Annotated in this window: 14 protein-coding genes and 2 pseudogenes; 3 read left to right on the forward strand and 13 right to left on the reverse strand. The window is 61.5% G+C overall.

Going from position 1 to position 16,476, the window contains the following annotated elements; all coding sequences use genetic code 11:
• Positions 1 to 339: 339 nt before the first annotated feature.
• From hisA to der, 13 genes and pseudogenes are all read right to left on the reverse strand, one after another.
• Positions 340 to 1,077, reverse strand: coding sequence for a 1-(5-phosphoribosyl)-5-[(5-phosphoribosylamino)methylideneamino]imidazole-4-carboxamide isomerase (gene hisA / locus ABGT79_RS07510; protein ID WP_294489258.1), 738 nt, complete (start codon positions 1,075 to 1,077; stop codon positions 340 to 342).
• Complete coding sequence (locus ABGT79_RS07515; RefSeq protein WP_346665681.1) at positions 1,074 to 1,709, reverse strand: nucleoid-structuring protein H-NS; 636 nt, start codon at positions 1,707 to 1,709, stop codon at positions 1,074 to 1,076. Before ABGT79_RS07515 ends, hisA begins: the two co-directional genes overlap by 4 nt.
• On the reverse strand, positions 1,709 to 2,311 hold the full coding sequence (locus tag ABGT79_RS07520) for an imidazoleglycerol-phosphate dehydratase (protein WP_346665682.1): 603 nt from the start codon (positions 2,309 to 2,311) through the stop codon (positions 1,709 to 1,711). Before ABGT79_RS07520 ends, ABGT79_RS07515 begins: the two co-directional genes overlap by 1 nt.
• Positions 2,311 to 3,588, reverse strand: coding sequence for a twin-arginine translocase subunit TatC (tatC, locus tag ABGT79_RS07525; RefSeq protein ID WP_346665683.1), 1,278 nt, complete (start codon positions 3,586 to 3,588; stop codon positions 2,311 to 2,313). Before tatC ends, ABGT79_RS07520 begins: the two co-directional genes overlap by 1 nt.
• 85 nt (positions 3,589 to 3,673) lie before the next feature.
• Positions 3,674 to 3,874, reverse strand: a pseudogene (gene tatB / locus ABGT79_RS07530) (Sec-independent protein translocase protein TatB); the annotation flags it as partial.
• Between the two features lie 111 nt (positions 3,875 to 3,985).
• Entirely contained in the window at positions 3,986 to 4,300 is a 315-nt protein-coding gene (locus ABGT79_RS07535) for an MGMT family protein (protein WP_346665684.1), read from the reverse strand.
• Entirely contained in the window at positions 4,297 to 4,818 is a 522-nt protein-coding gene (locus tag ABGT79_RS07540; RefSeq protein ID WP_346665685.1) for a GNAT family N-acetyltransferase, read from the reverse strand. Before ABGT79_RS07540 ends, ABGT79_RS07535 begins: the two co-directional genes overlap by 4 nt.
• Before the next feature lie 34 nt (positions 4,819 to 4,852).
• Positions 4,853 to 6,214, reverse strand: coding sequence for an MATE family efflux transporter (locus ABGT79_RS07545; protein ID WP_346665686.1), 1,362 nt, complete (start codon positions 6,212 to 6,214; stop codon positions 4,853 to 4,855).
• Between the two features lie 244 nt (positions 6,215 to 6,458).
• Entirely contained in the window at positions 6,459 to 8,018 is a 1,560-nt protein-coding gene (gene guaA / locus ABGT79_RS07550) for a glutamine-hydrolyzing GMP synthase (protein ID WP_346665687.1), read from the reverse strand.
• A gap of 60 nt (positions 8,019 to 8,078) precedes the next feature.
• A complete protein-coding gene (guaB, locus tag ABGT79_RS07555; RefSeq protein ID WP_294487750.1) occupies positions 8,079 to 9,536 on the reverse strand; it encodes an IMP dehydrogenase in 1,458 nt (485 codons plus the stop codon).
• 475 nt (positions 9,537 to 10,011) lie between these two features.
• Positions 10,012 to 10,494, reverse strand: a pseudogene (locus ABGT79_RS07560) (DUF1269 domain-containing protein); the annotation flags it as partial.
• Between the two features lie 162 nt (positions 10,495 to 10,656).
• Complete coding sequence (locus ABGT79_RS07565) at positions 10,657 to 11,094, reverse strand: GNAT family N-acetyltransferase (RefSeq protein WP_346665688.1); 438 nt, start codon at positions 11,092 to 11,094, stop codon at positions 10,657 to 10,659.
• 308 nt (positions 11,095 to 11,402) lie between these two features.
• On the reverse strand, positions 11,403 to 12,827 hold the full coding sequence (der, locus tag ABGT79_RS07570) for a ribosome biogenesis GTPase Der (protein WP_294487745.1): 1,425 nt from the start codon (positions 12,825 to 12,827) through the stop codon (positions 11,403 to 11,405).
• 297 nt (positions 12,828 to 13,124) lie between these two features.
• On the opposite strand from der, the gene ABGT79_RS07575 reads away from it, so the two are divergent.
• The 3 genes from ABGT79_RS07575 to ABGT79_RS07585 all read left to right on the forward strand — a co-directional run bounded on the left by ABGT79_RS07575 (position 13,125) and on the right by ABGT79_RS07585 (position 16,475).
• Positions 13,125 to 14,390, forward strand: coding sequence for a phenylacetate--CoA ligase family protein (locus tag ABGT79_RS07575; RefSeq protein ID WP_077071475.1), 1,266 nt, complete (start codon positions 13,125 to 13,127; stop codon positions 14,388 to 14,390).
• A gap of 321 nt (positions 14,391 to 14,711) precedes the next feature.
• The gene (locus ABGT79_RS07580; protein ID WP_346665689.1) at positions 14,712 to 15,089 is read left to right on the forward strand and encodes a RidA family protein; all 378 of its coding nucleotides are present in this window, start codon (positions 14,712 to 14,714) and stop codon (positions 15,087 to 15,089) included.
• 177 nt (positions 15,090 to 15,266) lie between these two features.
• The gene (locus tag ABGT79_RS07585; RefSeq protein WP_346665690.1) at positions 15,267 to 16,475 is read left to right on the forward strand and encodes a dicarboxylate/amino acid:cation symporter; all 1,209 of its coding nucleotides are present in this window, start codon (positions 15,267 to 15,269) and stop codon (positions 16,473 to 16,475) included.
• Position 16,476 lies beyond the last annotated feature (1 nt).

Genomic DNA, 16,476 nt, shown 5'->3' on the forward strand with positions numbered 1-16,476 from the left:
AAATGGCGTTGATGGGGCAGCAGTAGCCCGTAAAGCGTCGCACTGTCAAGCGTACCGGATCACACATTGAGGGAACATACCGGGAAATTGCGGAGAATGTGCAGGCGTTTTTTGTCTCAAACGCGTTGTCCGGGAAGGTTTTTGCGGTCTTGTTGCGAGAAGAAAAAAAGCGATGCCGCAAGTTGCGGACGTGAGAAAAGAGGCGAGACGCACGGAAGGACTGATCGCCTCCTGCGCGCCTGCGCGGAAGGTGTTGCTTTCAAGGGCTGCCGGGGCGTTACGCGCGACCGAAAAAAGCCCGCATTCCTGCGAATGCGGGCTTGTCGGGCAGAGAGAGGCTCAGGCCTTCTGGGCCTTGATCCAGGCCATGGCCTCGGGCAGATTCAGCGTTCCTTCGTAGATGGCGCGTCCGGAGATGGCGCCCTGAAGGTTGGCTTCCACGCTGAGGGGGTAGAGCTTCTTGATGTCGTCCAGCGTGGCCACGCCGCCTGCGGCCACCACGGGCACGGGGCTTGCGTGCGCGAGGCGCGAGAGCATGGGCATGTTCACGCCGCTCTGCATGCCGTCGCGGGCGATGTCGGTGTAGATGATGAAGGCCGTGCCGTCGCCCACGAGGCGGGGCATGACTTCATCCACGGTGAGTCCGGCGTCGGTCACCCAGCCGCGGGTTTTGAGGCGGCCGTCCACGGCGTCGAGGGAGACGCCGATTTTTCCGGGAAAGAGCGAGCAGAGCCTCGCGTATTCCCGGGGCTTTTCCAGCGCCATGGTGCCGATGATGAGCCTGGCGACGCCGGCGTCGAACCACATGCGGGCGGCGTCTTCGTCGCGCACGCCGCCGCCGAGCTCGATGGGAATGTCGAGCGCGCGGCTGATGCGGGCCACGAGATCGGCGTTGACGCTTTTGCCCTGAAACGCGCCGTCGAGATCAATGAGATGCAGCCATTCGGCACCCTGCTCCTGCCAGTGCAGGGCGGCGGCCACGGGATCGTCGCTGAAAATGGTGGATTCGTCGGCCTTGCCCTGCTTCAGACGCACGGCCTTGCCGTTCTGCAGATCGACTGCGGGAAAGATGATCATAGTCCGAACGCCTCCACGGCCTTGTCCATGCCTTCGGCCGCGAGTTCCTGCGCCGTGACCCAGCTTCCGCCGCGCTTGAAGAAGGTTCCTATTTTGGTGATGTCGCTGGCCAGGGGCTTCTGTTCTTCGGCGAAGTGGCAGCGCATGACGAGCATCACGGGATTGCGCGCGTCGATGAGGTAGAAGTCCTCGTTGACGGCGGCGGCGGAAACCACGCCGGCCTTGCCGCCCACGCGCTCCTGCATGGTGATGACCTGCGGTACGATGATCATGTCCGCGCCCGCCTTTCTGGCGCGCTCGGCCCAGGTGACGAGGGCGTTGCGGCGGCCGCGTTCGTCCTTCGCCATGTCGCCGCTGATGTCGGCGTCGCTCAGGAACACGTAGGGATGCAGGTTGGGATGAAGTTTTTCACGGAACAGCGCGTCCAGACTTTTCAGCGTCTGGTCGGAGATGCGCTTCTGGTCTTCGGGAATGAAGCCGGAAAGCAGTTCCGCAGTCTGCGTGGGCTGCGTGAAGGGCGCAACGGCCACCACGAGATCGGGCATGATGAGGCGCTGCTGTTCCTCGGCTTTCTGGCAGCCGGCCAGCAGGCACAGACTGAACAGAACGAGAAGAAAATGACGGAAAGGCATCAGTCGAGACTCCCCTTGGTGCTGGGCATGCGGTCGTCGCTGCGTCGTACAGCCTGCGCCAGCGCAAGGCCCAGTCCCTTGGCGGCGGATTCCAGCAGGTGATGTCCGTTTTTACCGTACTGGAAGCTAATGTGAAGATTGCACTGTGCCGCCGAGGCCAGCGCCTTGTAGAATTCCCGCCACACGTCCTTTTCCTCGCCGGCGATGACCGGAGGCAGCAGCTCGTCGCCGCGGAATTCCAGCCAGGGGCGGCCCGAAAGATCCACGGTGACGTCGGCCAGGGCTTCGTCCATGGGCACGCGGGCCCAGCCCGTGCGGGCTATGCCCTTTCTGTCGCCGAGGGCGTCGCGCAGGGCCCTGCCGAGGCACAGCGCCACGTCTTCCGTGGTGTGATGCGCATCGACGTGCATGTCGCCGGAACAGGTGAGGCTAAGGTCGAATCTGGCCCAGAAGGCCGTGAGCGTGAGCATGTGATCGAGCATGCCGAAGCCCGTGGAAACGGTGGTCTCTCCCCTGCCGTCGAGGCGAAGTTCCAGCCTGACCGAGGTTTCTCCCGTGGAGCGCGAAAGCGTTGCGCTGCGGGGTTCGTCATTCTGCGACATCAGGCCTCCTCCTTGTCTTCGTCGTCGCTTTTTTTGTCTTCCTTTTTCTTGTAGGCTATGGCCGACACGTAGATGCTGACCTCATAGAGCACCAGCATGGGCAGGGCCATCAGGCACTGGGAAAACACGTCGGGCGGCGTCAGTATGGCGGCCACGATGAAGATGGCCAGAATGGCGTAGCGGCGGGAGCGCCGCATGAGATCGGGCGTGAGAATGCCGAAGCGCGAGAGGAAATACGCAAACAGGGGCATTTCAAACACCAGGCCGAAGGCCAGCAGCAGCTTGAGCGCGAAGCTGAGGTATTCCTCCACCGAGATCATGGGCACGATGGTGTCGGTGGCAAAGCCCATGAAGAACTGGAAGGCGATGGGGAACACCAGGAAGAAGCAGAACGCCGCGCCGGCCAGAAAGAAGATGGAGGAGAAGAAGGCGAGCGGAAGCACGGCCCTTTTTTCCTCGCGGTAGAGGCCCGGCGCGATGAAGGCCCACAGCTGATAGAAGCTGAAGGGACTGGTGCCGAACAGCGACGCCACAAGCGCCACCTTCATGTAGGTGAAGAAGGCTCCCTGAGGCGAGGTGTAGATGAGCTTGCTGCCCTCGGGCATGCAGGCCTGAAGCGGCGCGGACAGGAAGGCGTACAGCTGTTCGGACACGCCGTAGAAGGCCACGAAGCCGAGCACCACGATGATGACGATGCGGAACAGACGCCGACGCAGCTCGTTGAGATGCCCGAGAATGCTCATGGGCACGTCGTCTTCCGCGCCTTCGGGTTCGTCATCGTCGTCGCGATCGTCGTTTTTTGCCGGAGCCTGAAACGCGGCAAAGGCGGGCGCGTTCTCGTAGGGCGGCGCGGGTTCCTTCGGCGGAGTTTCCTCTGTCTGAGATTTGTCTGCTTCCGGTTCTTTTCCGTCGGCGTTGTCTGCCTCGGGCGTCTCGTCAGCCTTGCCGGCGTCCGGCGTCTCTTCGGCGTCGGGGCCGGATGCGTCGTCGCTGTTCAGCGCGTCGTCGCCTGCACTCTCGGGTTCTTCGGCGCGGGAGTCGTCCGAAAAAAGATTGAGGGGGCCGTGCGGGCTGCCGTCTTCGGAAATGTCGGAAGGCTCGTCGTGCTTTTCCGCCGGAGCGTCGTCTGCGGGCTGATCGGGACGGAATTCGTGGCCGGTGGCTGCGGCTCTGGCCGCGGAAGCGTAATAGGAGGCAAGGTCCGGCTTGGCGTCTTTGGCGTCGTTCTGCTTGTCGTCCCCGTCGATCGGGGTCTGGGAATAGTCTTTATCTTCCATACCGGTGATCCGTTCAGGCCTTGTTTTCCGTCTCCGAAGCGGAGCTGCCGGTCGAACCGGAAGTCGTCTTTTCACGTTCCGCCGCCTTTTTCGCCTTGGCTTTTTCCTCTTCTTCCTCAAAGGCTATTTCCGTATTGAGGCTGCGCTGAAACTCCGTGGACACGCGGCGGAATTCTCCCATGGCGCGGCCGAGCGTGTGCGCTATTTTGGGCAGATTCTTGGGTCCGAGAACGAGAAGGGCCACGACCAGGATGACCAGCAATTCTGTGCTGCCGATGCCGAACATGTATAAAAACTCCTCAAGCGGGTTATCTCTCCGTCAGCCTTGGACGGTAGCATATCGTTGTGGGGCCTTCAAGTGCATCCTTGTCTTCCGCGGGCTTGGCAGAAGGGGCGTTTACGCCTCGTCGCGCGCGGAAAGACCGTCGCCGAAATGCCCGCGTATCACGCGTCCGCGCGAGTCGAAGGCTACGCCTTCGGCCTCCAGCAGGGCGCGCTGACGGGAGGATCCGTCGGGCGGCAGGGGAGCGAGGCTGCCGTCCTTCCGCACCACCCGCTGCCAGGGCACGTCCGGCGGGCAGACGTGCAGCGCCCAGCCGACCTGCCGGGCCATGCGCGGATTGCCGGCCAGAAACGCCACCTGCCCGTAGCTGATGACCTGCCCGGGCGGAACGGCACGCACGATGCGATAGACGAGCTCAAAGAAGTTCATGAGGAAGCGGGGTTGATACGAGTCTCTTTGAGGCGTGAAAGGGGGAGAATCATGACAAGTTCGCCTTCCTGCTCGCAGGCGACGCAAAAGCCCAGGCGGCGGTAGAGACGAACGGCGGGATTGGCCTTCTGCACGGAGAGCGAGACCTGCGCAAAACCCGCGCGTCTGAGCCGGGCGATCAGGGCGCGCAGAAGGGCGGAGCCGACGCCTCGGCCGCGATGAGCCTTGAGCACGGACACGGCAAGTTCCGGCGTCTGGTCGTCGATGCGGCCGAATCCGGTGCTCAGCCGGGCCCATGCGGCGCCGATCACGCGTCCTTCCGATTCCGCGCACAGGCAAAAATCGTCCCTGCGCCTGCCGAGATCCTGTATGTAGACGCGAAGCTCCGGAGCCTCGATGATGTTTTTCGGCGCGGGCTTGTTTCCCGGCATCTGAAAGACGGCTTCGCAGAGGAAGTCTTCAAGAAGCGGATATTCTTCCGCATTCATGGGTCTGACGACAGCGTTCACGGCGTTCATCTGGGAATGTTCTGGACGGCGTTTTCGGTTGCGATCAGGCCTTTGCCGCAACGGTGCAGCCCTTGCGGAGAGCGTCGTTCATTTTCCACCAGGCAATCATAAAGATCAGGGAGCTCAGTATCCATGTGGCGGGATAGATCCAGTAGATGGTGGAAATGGTGGGAAAAATCGTCATGAGCGTGGAAAGTGTGCATACGCGCACGGCGCACCAGCAGATGAGAATGACGGCCATGGCGAACATGGGGCGTCCTGCGCCGCGGAAGGCGGCGGCCAGGCCGTGCGTGCAGGCGGGCAGCAGATAGAAGGGCGCGGCCACTTTGGCGTATTCAGCCCCGAGGCGGATGACGTCTGCATCGGGGCTGAATACGCTTATGAGTTCCTCTCGCCAGACAAAAACGCCGAAACCGATGATTTCGGCCAGAATCATGGATAGCGTCAGACCGAACTTCATGCCTGCGCGCACCCGCATGGGATGATGCGCGCCGGTGTTCTGCCCCACGAAGGTGGCGAGGGCAAGGGCTATGCTCATGATGGGAATGAGGCAGAAGCCCTCTATTTTCTGATACGCGCCGCAGGCCGCCATGGCAGCTGCGCCGAATGTGTTTATATAGCTCTGGATGACCACGTTGGACAGACCGATGACGCAGTTCTGCATGCCGGAGGGAAAGCCGTACACGGCGAGCGGGCGCAGGCAGTGTGCGTGGAAGCGGATGTTTCGCAGGGAAAGATGACAGGGAGTGCTCGTGCGGCACAGGACGACTCCGCAGAGCACGGCGGAGAGCAGCTGGGAAATGACGGTAGCCGCGGCGGCCGACCACACGCCCCAGTGGCAGAGACTGATGAAGGCAATGTCGAGCACGACGTTGACCGCGGAGGAAAGGATGAGAAAATACAGCGGATAACGGCTGTTGCCCACGGCCTGAAGAATGCTTGCAAGCACGTTGTACACGACGAGGCCGAGAGCGCCGGCGAAGTACACACGCAGGTACTGGGCGGTGTCGGCAAAGACGTCGGCGGGGGTGTTCATCCAGCGCAGTATCTGCGGGGTGAAGGCGACGCCGAAGATGGTGAGGGCGAGTCCCGCAACGAGTCCGAAGGCCACGAGCGTATGAATGGAGTGACGCATGTCCCGAAAGAGGGAGGCTCCGAACTGCTGGGCGATGACCACTCCCGCGCCGAGGCTGATGCCGTTGATGAAGCCCACGAGCAGAAAGATAAGATTGCTTGTGCCGCTGACGGCGGCGAGCGCCTTGCCGCCGAGCAGGTTGCCTACGATGAGGGAGTCGGCGGCGTTGTAGAGCTGCTGAAAGAAGTTTCCGAGAATCAGCGGTATGGCAAAGAAGGTGATGGCCTTCCATATGGAGCCGCCGGTCATGCTGTTTTTGGGCGTGCGCATGGAAAATGTCCGCAAAACGACGAGTTGGAGCGTTCGGCCGGAAGGGGCCGCTTTGCCCGGCAGTGGGCGGGGGTCAGAAACAGGGAGGGCGCGGGTGCGCGCGCTGCGTCGCAGAGTAGAGCAGATTGAGAAAAAAGAACAGGGGGCATGGGCGACGCGGACGCGTCATGGGGAGAACATCGGAAAATTCGTCGGATGCGGAGATAAAAAAAGCCCCGGAAGCGGGCTTCCGGGGCAGAGAGGTTTATTCCCACTCGATGGTGGACGGCGGTTTGGAGGAGATGTCGTACACCACGCGGTTGACGCCCTTCACCTCGTTGATGATGCGGCCGGAAATTTTGGCCAGCAGATCGGCGGGCAGGCGCGCCCAGTCGGCGGTCATGGCGTCTACGCTCTCCACGATGCGCAGGGCGATGACGTGCTCGTAGGTGCGGCCGTCGCCCATGACGCCCACGGTCTTGAGCGGCAGAAGCACGGCGAAGCCCTGCCAGACCTTGCGGTACCAGCCGGAGGCGCGGAGTTCTTCCATGACGATGACGTCGGCCTTGCGCAGGATTTCCAGGCGCGGCTTCGTCACTTCGCCGATGACGCGGATGGCCAGACCCGGTCCGGGGAAGGGATGACGCCACAGGATGGATTCGGGAATGCCGAGTTCGGCGCCCACGGCGCGCACTTCGTCCTTGAAGAGTTCGCGCAGGGGTTCGATGAGCTTCATGTTCATCTTTTCGGGCAGGCCGCCCACGTTGTGATGGCTCTTGATGACGGCGCTCGGTCCCTTGTAGGAAACGGATTCGATGACGTCGGGGTACAGCGTGCCCTGAGCGAGGAACTTCACGTCGTGCCCGGCGGCCTTGATGGCCTGGGCTTCCTTGTCGAAGACGTCGATGAAGGTGTGGCCGATGATCTTGCGCTTCTTCTCAGGATCGTCCACGCCGGCCAGCAGGCCGAGGAACAGATCGGAAGCCTGAATATACTTAAGATTCAGGTTGAAATGTTCGCGCAGGTAGCCCACGACTTCTTCGCCTTCGTTCTGACGGAGCACGCCGTTGTCCACGAAGATGCAGTGCAGCTGCTGGCCGATGGCCTTGTTGAGCAGCACAGCCACCACGGTGGAGTCCACGCCGCCGGAAAGGGCGCAGATGACGTGGCTGTCGCCCACGGTTTCGCGCACCTGCTTGACCACGCGTTCCACGAAGGAACTCATGGACCAGTCGGGCGTGATCTTCGCCACCTTGAAGAGGAAGTTGCGGATCATCTGCGCGCCGTCTTCGGAGTGATGCACTTCGGGATGGAACTGCAGGGCGTAGATGCGGCGTTCGTCGCAGCTCATGGCGGCCACGTCGAGGGTGGCGGTACGGCCGGTCACGATGAAGCCGGGGGGAGGAGTCTGCACCTTGTCGCCGTGGGACATCCACACGCGGGAGCTTTTGCCTTCGGCGAGGGAGGCAATGCCGTCCCACAGGGGGCAGTCGGCCACCTTTTCAAAGTCTGCGGGGCCGTATTCGCGGGTTTCGGACTGGGCGAGCACGCCGCCGAGCTCGTGGGCGAGAAGCTGCATGCCGTAGCAGATGCCGAGCACCGGCACGCCGAGTTCAAGCAGGCCCTTGTCGAGACGGGGAGCGTCCTTTTCGCCCACGCTGGCGGGGCCGCCGGAAAGAATGACGGCGTCGGGATGCATGGCGGCCACGGCCTCGGCGGAGGTGACGCAGGGATGAATTTCGGAATAGACTCCGGCCTCGCGCACGCGGCGGGCGATGAGCTGGGTGACCTGGGAGCCGAAGTCGAGAATGATGACTTTGGACATGCGATTTCCAGAGATGTTGAGGCCCTGCTCCGCGGGTAGGGCGAAGCAGGGCCGTGACGGTTAGTTTTCGACCTTGTAGTTGGGGGCTTCCTTGGTGATGATGACGTCGTGGACGTGGCTTTCACGCAGGCCGGAAGCGGAGATTTCCACCATGTGGGCCTTCTGATAGAGCTCGTCCAGGGTGGAAGCGCCCAGATAGCCCATGCCGGAGCGCAGGCCGCCCACAAGCTGGAACACGGTGTCGGAAACGGGACCGCGGGCGGGCACGCGACCCACGATGCCCTCGGGCACCAGCTTCTTGGTGGGGTTCTGGAAATAGCGGTCGGCGCTGCCGGCGCGCATGGCGTCGATGGAGCCCATGCCGCGATAGGTCTTGTAGGCGCGGCCCTGATAGAGAATGGTTTCGCCCGGGCTTTCGTCGGTGCCGGCGAGCATGCTGCCGATCATGACGGTGTGCGCGCCGCAGGCGAGCGCCTTGACGATGTCGCCGGAGAACTTGAGGCCGCCGTCGGCGATGCAGCAGCGGTCGGCTTCACGGGCGGCGCGGCTGCCTTCCATGACGGCCGTCACCTGCGGAACGCCGACGCCGGCGACCACGCGGGTGGTGCAGATGGAGCCGGGTCCGATGCCGACCTTCACGGTGTCGGCGCCGGCCTTGATGAGGGCCTTCGCGCCTTCATAGGTGGCCACGTTGCCTGCGATGAGCTGGCAGTTCGGGAAGGTGGAACGCAGCATTTCCACGCTGCGCAGCACGTTGGCGGAATGGCCGTGAGCGCAGTCGAGCACGAGCACGTCCACGCCGGCGGAGAGCAGTTCGGAGGCGCGATATTCGCAGTCCTTGCTGATGCTCACGGCGGCGCCCACGCGCAGACGGCCCTTGTCGTCCTTGCTGGCGTTGGGGTACTGCTGCACCTTGTCGATGTCCTTCATGGTGATGAGGCCGCGCAGCTGGCGGTTTTCATCCACGACGAGGAGCTTTTCGATGCGGTGGGCGTGCAGGTGATGCTTGGCTTCTTCGAGGGTGGTGCCCACGGGCACGGTCACGAGGTTTTCGCGGGTCATCACTTCGCAGACGAGAGTGGTCTGCGGTTCGGTGACGAAGCGCACGTCGCGGTTGGTGAGAATGCCGACGAGCGCGCTGTTCTTCACCACGGGCAGGCCGGAAACGCGGAAGTCGGACATGAGGTCCAGAGCGTGCTGCACCGTGTCGTCGGGGGCGACGGTGACGGGGTCGAGAATCATGCCGCTTTCGGACTTCTTGACCTTTTCCACTTCAAGGCGCTGGCGGGCGACGTCCATGTTCTTGTGGATGATGCCTATGCCGCCCTGACGGGCCATGGAAATGGCCATTTCGGCTTCCGTTACGGTATCCATGGCGGCAGAGATGAAGGGTACGCCGAGCTTGATGCTGGGAGTCAGCCATGCCGACACGTCAACCATGTCCGGCGTGACTTCCGAATATTCGGGAACCAGAAGGACATCGTCGAATGTCAATGCCTTGCCAAGCACAGTGGCCATATGTTTCCTCCGGGGTTGGATTAAAATCGGAAAAAGATAGGTCAGGATATCGAGGTGACATGTGCCTGTCAACCGCCGGAATCACGCCTCTCTCACGACTCCGGCCAGGGGAACGGGCGCGGCGGGAACGCAAAAAAAGCCGGAAAGCGAGCTTTCCGGCCTGGAACCATGCGGAGACAGAGGAAAATCAGCAGCGGAGGTTGGAACCGTGGCTGGAATTGCGGGAAATGGCTTCTTCCGCGGCGTCGCATTCGACGGAGTCTTCGGCGGGCTTTTCTTCGGCCTCGCCGCAGCGCAGATTGGAGTCGCGGCTGGAGTTGCGCGAGATGGTCTCTTCGGCAGGGTCGCATTCCGCGTCTTCGGGCTTGTCGGCGGGGGCGGGATCGGGGGCCGCGTCGCCGCAGCGGAGGTTGGAGCCGTGGCTGGAATTGCGGGAAATGGTGGCTTCGGCGGCGTCGCATTCATGGTCGGCGTCGGCCTTGTCCATGGCGTCGCGCAGACGCTGTTCGTCCTCGTGGGAGAGCGAGGTCTGAATGATGGTGCCGCCCGTGCCCGCGAGTTCCTGCAGGGCCTTGTCCAGGGTGATGCTGCGGAAGAGAATGAACAGCATGGAGCCTCCGGGCTTCAGATTCTGACCCAGCTGCTTCATGAACTGATCGTTGATGCCGACGTCCGCCAGCGCGCCGGAAATGGCGCCGGCCCCGGCGCCTACAGCCGCGCCGAGCAGGGGATTCATGAAAAGCAGACCTATGAGCAGGCCCCAGAAGCCGCCGGAAACGGCCCCGGCGCCGGTGAGGTTGTGGAGCTGAAGCAGTTTGATCTTGCCGTCCTCCTTGCGGACGGCGATGACGGCGTCTTCCAGATCGACAAGATATTCCTGCTGCATTTTGAGAAGTCTCAGACGTACTTCTTCAGCCTGAAACTCGTTGGGATAGGCAACGACGACAAGAGTACTCATGGAACCTCCTTTTTCTTTACAGGTACCATGCGCGCCGATAAAAAGCTATGAGTATTGTGAAGAAAAACTTGGCAGGCGCGAAGTTATTTTCCGCACCAGTAGAGAGCTTATGCGTCGCCGTTGCGACCGCAGTTGCAGAGCCTCATGAGAAAAAAGGCGCGTTCAGGCGAGCTTCAGATGCAGGATGGGAAAGGGAAGGCCGAGGGCGTCGGAGGCGCTGCGTCCCGCGACCTCAAATCCGGCGTGGAGGTAGAATCCGAGACCCTGCGCGTTCTGTTCGTTGACGTCCACGCGGCGCGCGCCGCGCCGGAGGGCCTCATAGAGAAGCTCTCCCCCCAGCCCCCGGCCGCGGTGGGAGGCAGCAACGAAGAGCATGTCCACCATGTCGTCGTGCATGCCGAGAAACGCGACGGGATTGTCGTCCTCCAGAGCAGCAAGCAGCACGGGGACCTTGCGCAGCCCCTCAAGCACGTGCGGGCGCAGCAGAATGATGTCCTGATTGGAAAGAAAGTCGTGCGTGGCCGCCACCGAGGATTCCCAGATCAGCAGCAGGCATCCGAGAATCCCCTCCGGGCGATCCTTGATTTCTTCGATGGTCATGGTGTCTCCTCAGCGTTTGGATGATGCGGACGTTTTTCGGAAGCGTCGCCGGGCCGCAGCCGCTGCGCCTGCCGAGCCGGTGCCTCCGGTAAAGGCGGTCTTGTCGGAGAGGGCCGGGTTCTGAAGTGCGTGGCTTTTCGGTCGTTGCGCCGCTGACGAAGCACACGAAGGCTGCGGTTCGCTTTCGGCCCGGGGGAGGGGGCGTAACTCGTGACGCGCGCGGCGCGCCGCGGGAGCCGCCTGCCGGGTGAGGGGAGCGCGCCGTCATGAAAAAAGGCCATGAGGCAGTTTCCTCATGGCCCGTCGGACTACTTTTTCTCCCGCTTGGCGTGAGAGGATCTCAGATGCAGGCGCATGGGCGCGTGCCGTATGCCGAACATGCGGCGCAGGGAGCGTTCCAGATAGCGGGCGTAGGAAGGCGCCACGCGGTCGGCGTCGTTGACGAAGCACACGAAGGTGGGCGGCTCGCTTTCGGCCTGGGTGAGATAGAAGAACTTGGGACGCACGCGGCGCACCACGGGAGCCTGATGCCGGGTGAGGGTTTCTTCCATGGCGCGGTTGAGCAGACCGGTGGACACGCGGGTGCCGCACTCGGCGTAGATGCGCTCGGCAAGCGGAATGAGCTTGTTCAGGCCTTCGCCCGTGCGAGCCGACGTGGGCACCAGCGGCACGTGATAGCAGAAGCTGAGCTCTTCCTGAAGATCCTTCATGAGGTCGGCGCGGGCCTTGGTGGGAATGAGGTCTATCTTGTTCACGATGATGAGGAAGGGCGTCTTGCGCTCGTCGAGCAGTTCGATGAGGCGCTTGTCCTGCGTGGTGAGGCCTTCGGTGGCGTCCAGCAGCAGGAAGGTCACGTCGGCCTTGGTGGTGCTCTTCAGCGAGGAGTTCACGGAAAAGCGTTCCACGGTGTCGGTGATGCGGGAGCGGCGGCGCACGCCGGCGGTGTCCACGAAGGTGTAGGTCTTGCCGTTCTTCTCCACGGAAACGTCCACGCTGTCGCGCGTGGTGCCCGCCTGATCGCTCACGATCATGCGGTCTTCGCCGATGAAGGCGTTGGTCATGGAAGACTTGCCCGCGTTGGGACGGCCGAGCAGGCAGAGGCGCAGATGATCGGTCGCCTTGCGGCGGCGGATGCCGGGCTTGTCGCGGTCTTCTTCCAGCTCTTCGGAGGCTTCTTCCTGATCGTCTTCGTCGAAGCCGTCGTCTTCCGGCAGCATGTCGCGGATTTCTTCCTCAAGGGCGCGCAGGTTGTGCCCGTGTTCCGCGGAGCAGGCGATGAGGGGAAAGCCGAGGCCGTGGAATTCGGCCAGCATGAGCTCTTCCTTTTCCGCGCCGTCCACCTTGTTGACCACGAGCAGAATGGGCTTGTCGCACTTGCGCAGGTACGAGGCGAGATGTTCGTCGAAGGGCATGAGGCCGTCGCGGCCGTCCACCACCATGCAGATGACGTCGGCTTCCTTCAGCGCGGCCTCGGCCTGACGCAGAATGTCGGCCTCAAAGCCGCGGATGCCTGCCGGACCTTCGGCCACGGCTTCGTGATGATCCAGCGTGATGCCGCCGGTATCGACAATGGCGAAGTCGCGTCCGTAGCGGGAACGCACCACGCCTTCCATGCGGTCGCGCGTGACGCCCGGACGGTCGTGCGTGATGGCGCGGTTGCTGCGGATGAGGCGGTTGAACAGGGTGGACTTGCCCACGTTGGGGCGGCCCAGCAGAACGACTTTGGGCATCATGAGCGCACACCTCGCGAAAAATGGATGTATGGTTAGGCCGGCCGGGAGGCCGCCCGAGCATGAAAAAAAGGAAAATCGTGCAGAACGGAGGCAATCTTTTACGCCGAACTGCCCCGTCTGTCCAACATTTTTAGGATACCCCTTCCGAACAGAGGAAATCAAGCCAAGAAAAATATTAACATAACCATTTGAAATATCATAAAAAATAAAAAAATCCTTGCAATATTCCGTCAATTCGTCTATAAATGCTTACTTTCAGCTCCAGCAAAAGACATTTCCCTAAAACGGAGTCCAGCCATGACCCGCAAAGATCGTACGGAAGGTATCTACAGTCGTCGCGAAGTGCTCGACGAGAGCGAACGCCGTCAGTACAACCTCATTCAGCTCAAGGATCTGCTTTCCTACGCCTACCGCTATTCGGAAGACGTTAAGAAGCGTTTCGACCGCGCGCAGTTCAACGTCGAAAAATTCAAGACGCTGTCCGACCTCAAACATATTCCCATCCTTAAAAAGAAGGAACTCATCTTCCTGCAGACCATGGGACCGCGCCTCGGCGGTCTGCTCACCAAGGACATCGGCGAACTGCGCCGCGTGTTCCTTTCCCCCGGCCCCATCTTCGACCCCGAAGACAGAAACGACGACTACTGGGGATACACCGAAGCCTTCTATTCCGTGGGCTTCCGTCCCGGCGACGCCGTGCAGGTGACCTTCAACTATCACCTGGCTCCCGCGGGCCTGATGTTTGAAGAGCCGCTGCGCAATCTCGGCTGCGCCTCCATTCCCGCCGGTCCCACCGACGCCGCCACGCAGCTCGACATCATGCAGAAGCTGCGCGTTTCCGGCTACGTGGGCACGCCGAGCTTCCTCATGCACCTTGCCCAGCGCGCCGAAGAAAAGGGCCTCAACCTGCGCAAGGATCTCTTCCTGGAAGTGGCCTTCGTGACCGGCGAACGCCTGTCGGAAAAAATCCGCAGCCAGATGGAAAAGAAGTACGACATCATCATGCGCCAGGGCTACGGCACCGCCGACGTGGGCTGCATAGGCTACGAGTGCTTCCAGAAGAACGGTCTGCACATTTCCAACCGCTGCTATGTGGAAATCTGCCATCCCGACACCGGCATTCCGCTCAAGGACGGCGAAGTGGGCGAAGTGGTGGTGACCGCCTTCAACAAGACCTATCCGCTGATCCGTCTTGCCACGGGCGACCTTTCCTACATCGACCGCACGCCCTGCTCCTGCGGACGCACGAGCCCGCGCCTCGGCAGCATCGTGGGCCGCGTGGACACCACCGCCCGCATCAAGGGCATGTTCGTGTATCCGCATCAGGTGGAACAGGTCATGGCCCGCTTCGAGGAAATCAAGCGCTGGCAGATCGAAGTCACCAACCCCGGCGGCGTGGACGAAATGGTGCTCTACGTCGAAGCGAGCAACTTCAAGCGCAAGGAAGAACTTCAGCACCTGTTCCGCGAGCGCATCAAGCTGCGCCCCGAACTGCGCATTCTTGCTCCGGGCAGTCTGCCTCCGCAGATCAAGCCCATCGAAGACAAGCGCGTCTGGGATTAACCCCGGAACGCTTTCCGCCTTCGGAAGGAGGCAAAAAATGGTTGTCAGGGCGGTCGTCCTTCGGGGCGGCCGCCTTGTTTTTAATGCCGTTTGCGGCTAGTTTGTGAAAAACTGTTACAAGGAGGTGACGGAGGTTTCCGGTCTAAGGGCAGGAGTTCTTTGGATTTTGGTCCAAAAATGTGGATGCGTGCCCGAACCGCGAAACAAAAACATATTACTTTCATAAGAATTTCCAGAGGATCTTGACAAAAGGCAAATATTCACTAAAAATGTCGACATTCGACAACGTAGTTGCTCCATTTTTTATTATGTGAGGACACCATGATTAAAGTTGTTTCCACCACTGCGGCTCCTGCGGCCATCGGCCCCTATTCTCAGGGCATCCAGGCCTGCGGAATGACGTTCTTTTCCGGTCAGCTCGGCATTGATCCCGCGACCGGCAAGCTCGCCGAAGGCGGCGTGAAGGCGCAGGCCGAGCAGTCTCTCAAGAATATTGCGGCTCTTCTCGCCTCCGTGGGCGCGAAGCCTTCCGACATTGTGAAAACCACCATTTTCCTGGTGGACATTGCGGATTTCGCCGCAGTGAACGCAGTGTACGGCAAGTTCTTTGATGGCGCGTACCCTGCCCGTTCCTGCGTGGCCGTGCATCAGCTCCCCATGAACGGTCTCGTGGAAATCGAGGTTGTGGTGGCTAAGTAAGTTCGAGTGTCGGCAGGTTCCGGCTCTTGCCGGAACCTTTCGTCGCCGTCCTGAGAGGAGGAGAGGAGAACAGCACAAGAGGAACTCATAGAGGCAATGACGTGCGAGCCGAATCCGCGTGAAAGTGCGGATGCGGCCGTGAGATAAGGATTCAAGCAGTCAGTATTGAGAGTCGTTATGTCAAAACGTTTAGGTCTTCCCGCCCAGATGGGCATAGGTATGGTTCTCGGCATCGTTGTGGGTGCCATGGCTCCTTCCCTCAACCTGGAAGCCAGCTGGTTCAAGCCGCTCGGCGATCTGTTCATCACTCTGGTGCGCATGGTGGTTGTGCCGCTGGTGTTCACCACGCTCGTGGCCGGCGCGGCCAGTGTGTGCGACGTGAAGGAACTCGGCCGCGTTGCTTCAAAAACGCTTATTTATTATCTGCTCACGACGACCGTGGCCGTCGTTATCGGTCTTATTCTCGCCAATCTGCTCCGTCCCGGTCTCGGTCTGACGCTCTCCATGGAAAACCTGCAGGTGAAGGACGTTTCCGCGCCTCCGCTCATCAAGGTGCTCATGGACATCGTGCCGCTGAACCCGATTGACGCTCTGGCCAAGGGCAACATGCTCCAGGTCATCTTCTTCGCCATCCTGTTCGGCTTCGCCCTCAGCATGCTCGGCGACAGAGGCCGTCCCGCCTTCGTGTTCTTCGACTCCTGCGCCGAAGTCATGATCAAGGTGACCGGCATCGTCATGCGCTACGCTCCCATCGGCGTGTTCGGCCTCATGGCCTTCACCGTGGCCAACCACGGCCTGAGCGTTCTGCTGCCGCTCATCAAGCTGGTCGGCGTCATGTATCTGGCCTGCATCTTCCAGGTGCTGCTGGTCTATCTGCCCTGCGCCAAGTACTCAGGTCTTACGCCCAGCACGTTCTTGAAGGGGCTCTCTGAACCTCTCATGATCTCCTTCTCCACCTGCTCCTCCGCGGCCGCCCTTTCCTCCAACCTGCTTTCCGTGCAGAAGCTCGGCGCTTCCAAGTCCGTGTCCAGCTTCTCCATCCCGCTCGGCAACACCATCAACATGGACGGCGCGGCCATCTACATGGGCGTTGCGGCCATCTTTGCCGCGGAAGTGTACGGCATCCCCATGCCCATCGATAAGCAGCTCACCGTCATCCTGCTGGCCGTGCTTGCCTCCATCGGTTCCATGGGCGTGCCCGGCGCGGCGCTCATCATGATCACCATGGTGTTCACGCAGGTCGGCATTCCGCTGGAAGCCATCGCCCTCATCGCCGGCGTTGACCGTATCATGGACATGGCCCGTACCACCATCAACGTGCTCGGCGACGCCACCGGCGCTATCCTGGTGTCCAAGCTTGAGAACAACGGCGAGTGCAGGGGCTGAC

This window comes from uncultured Mailhella sp. (assembly GCF_963931295.1).
Taxonomy (GTDB): Bacteria; Desulfobacterota; Desulfovibrionia; order Desulfovibrionales; family Desulfovibrionaceae; genus Mailhella.

Bases quoted from the DNA above. Each gene is read 5' to 3' on its own strand.
- hisA (WP_294489258.1), bottom strand. From the start codon at position 1,077: ATGATCATCTTTCCCGCAGTCGATCTGCAGAACGGCAAGGCCGTGCGT.
- ABGT79_RS07515 (WP_346665681.1), bottom strand. From the start codon at position 1,709: ATGCCTTTCCGTCATTTTCTTCTCGTTCTGTTCAGTCTGTGCCTGCTG.
- ABGT79_RS07520 (WP_346665682.1), bottom strand. From the start codon at position 2,311: ATGTCGCAGAATGACGAACCCCGCAGCGCAACGCTTTCGCGCTCCACG.
- tatC (WP_346665683.1), bottom strand. From the start codon at position 3,588: ATGGAAGATAAAGACTATTCCCAGACCCCGATCGACGGGGACGACAAG.
- ABGT79_RS07535 (WP_346665684.1), bottom strand. From the start codon at position 4,300: ATGAACTTCTTTGAGCTCGTCTATCGCATCGTGCGTGCCGTTCCGCCC.
- ABGT79_RS07540 (WP_346665685.1), bottom strand. From the start codon at position 4,818: ATGAACGCCGTGAACGCTGTCGTCAGACCCATGAATGCGGAAGAATAT.
- ABGT79_RS07545 (WP_346665686.1), bottom strand. From the start codon at position 6,214: ATGCGCACGCCCAAAAACAGCATGACCGGCGGCTCCATATGGAAGGCC.
- guaA (WP_346665687.1), bottom strand. From the start codon at position 8,018: ATGTCCAAAGTCATCATTCTCGACTTCGGCTCCCAGGTCACCCAGCTC.
- guaB (WP_294487750.1), bottom strand. From the start codon at position 9,536: ATGGCCACTGTGCTTGGCAAGGCATTGACATTCGACGATGTCCTTCTG.
- ABGT79_RS07565 (WP_346665688.1), bottom strand. From the start codon at position 11,094: ATGACCATCGAAGAAATCAAGGATCGCCCGGAGGGGATTCTCGGATGC.
- der (WP_294487745.1), bottom strand. From the start codon at position 12,827: ATGATGCCCAAAGTCGTTCTGCTGGGCCGCCCCAACGTGGGCAAGTCC.
- ABGT79_RS07575 (WP_077071475.1), top strand. From the start codon at position 13,125: ATGACCCGCAAAGATCGTACGGAAGGTATCTACAGTCGTCGCGAAGTG.
- ABGT79_RS07580 (WP_346665689.1), top strand. From the start codon at position 14,712: ATGATTAAAGTTGTTTCCACCACTGCGGCTCCTGCGGCCATCGGCCCC.
- ABGT79_RS07585 (WP_346665690.1), top strand. From the start codon at position 15,267: ATGTCAAAACGTTTAGGTCTTCCCGCCCAGATGGGCATAGGTATGGTT.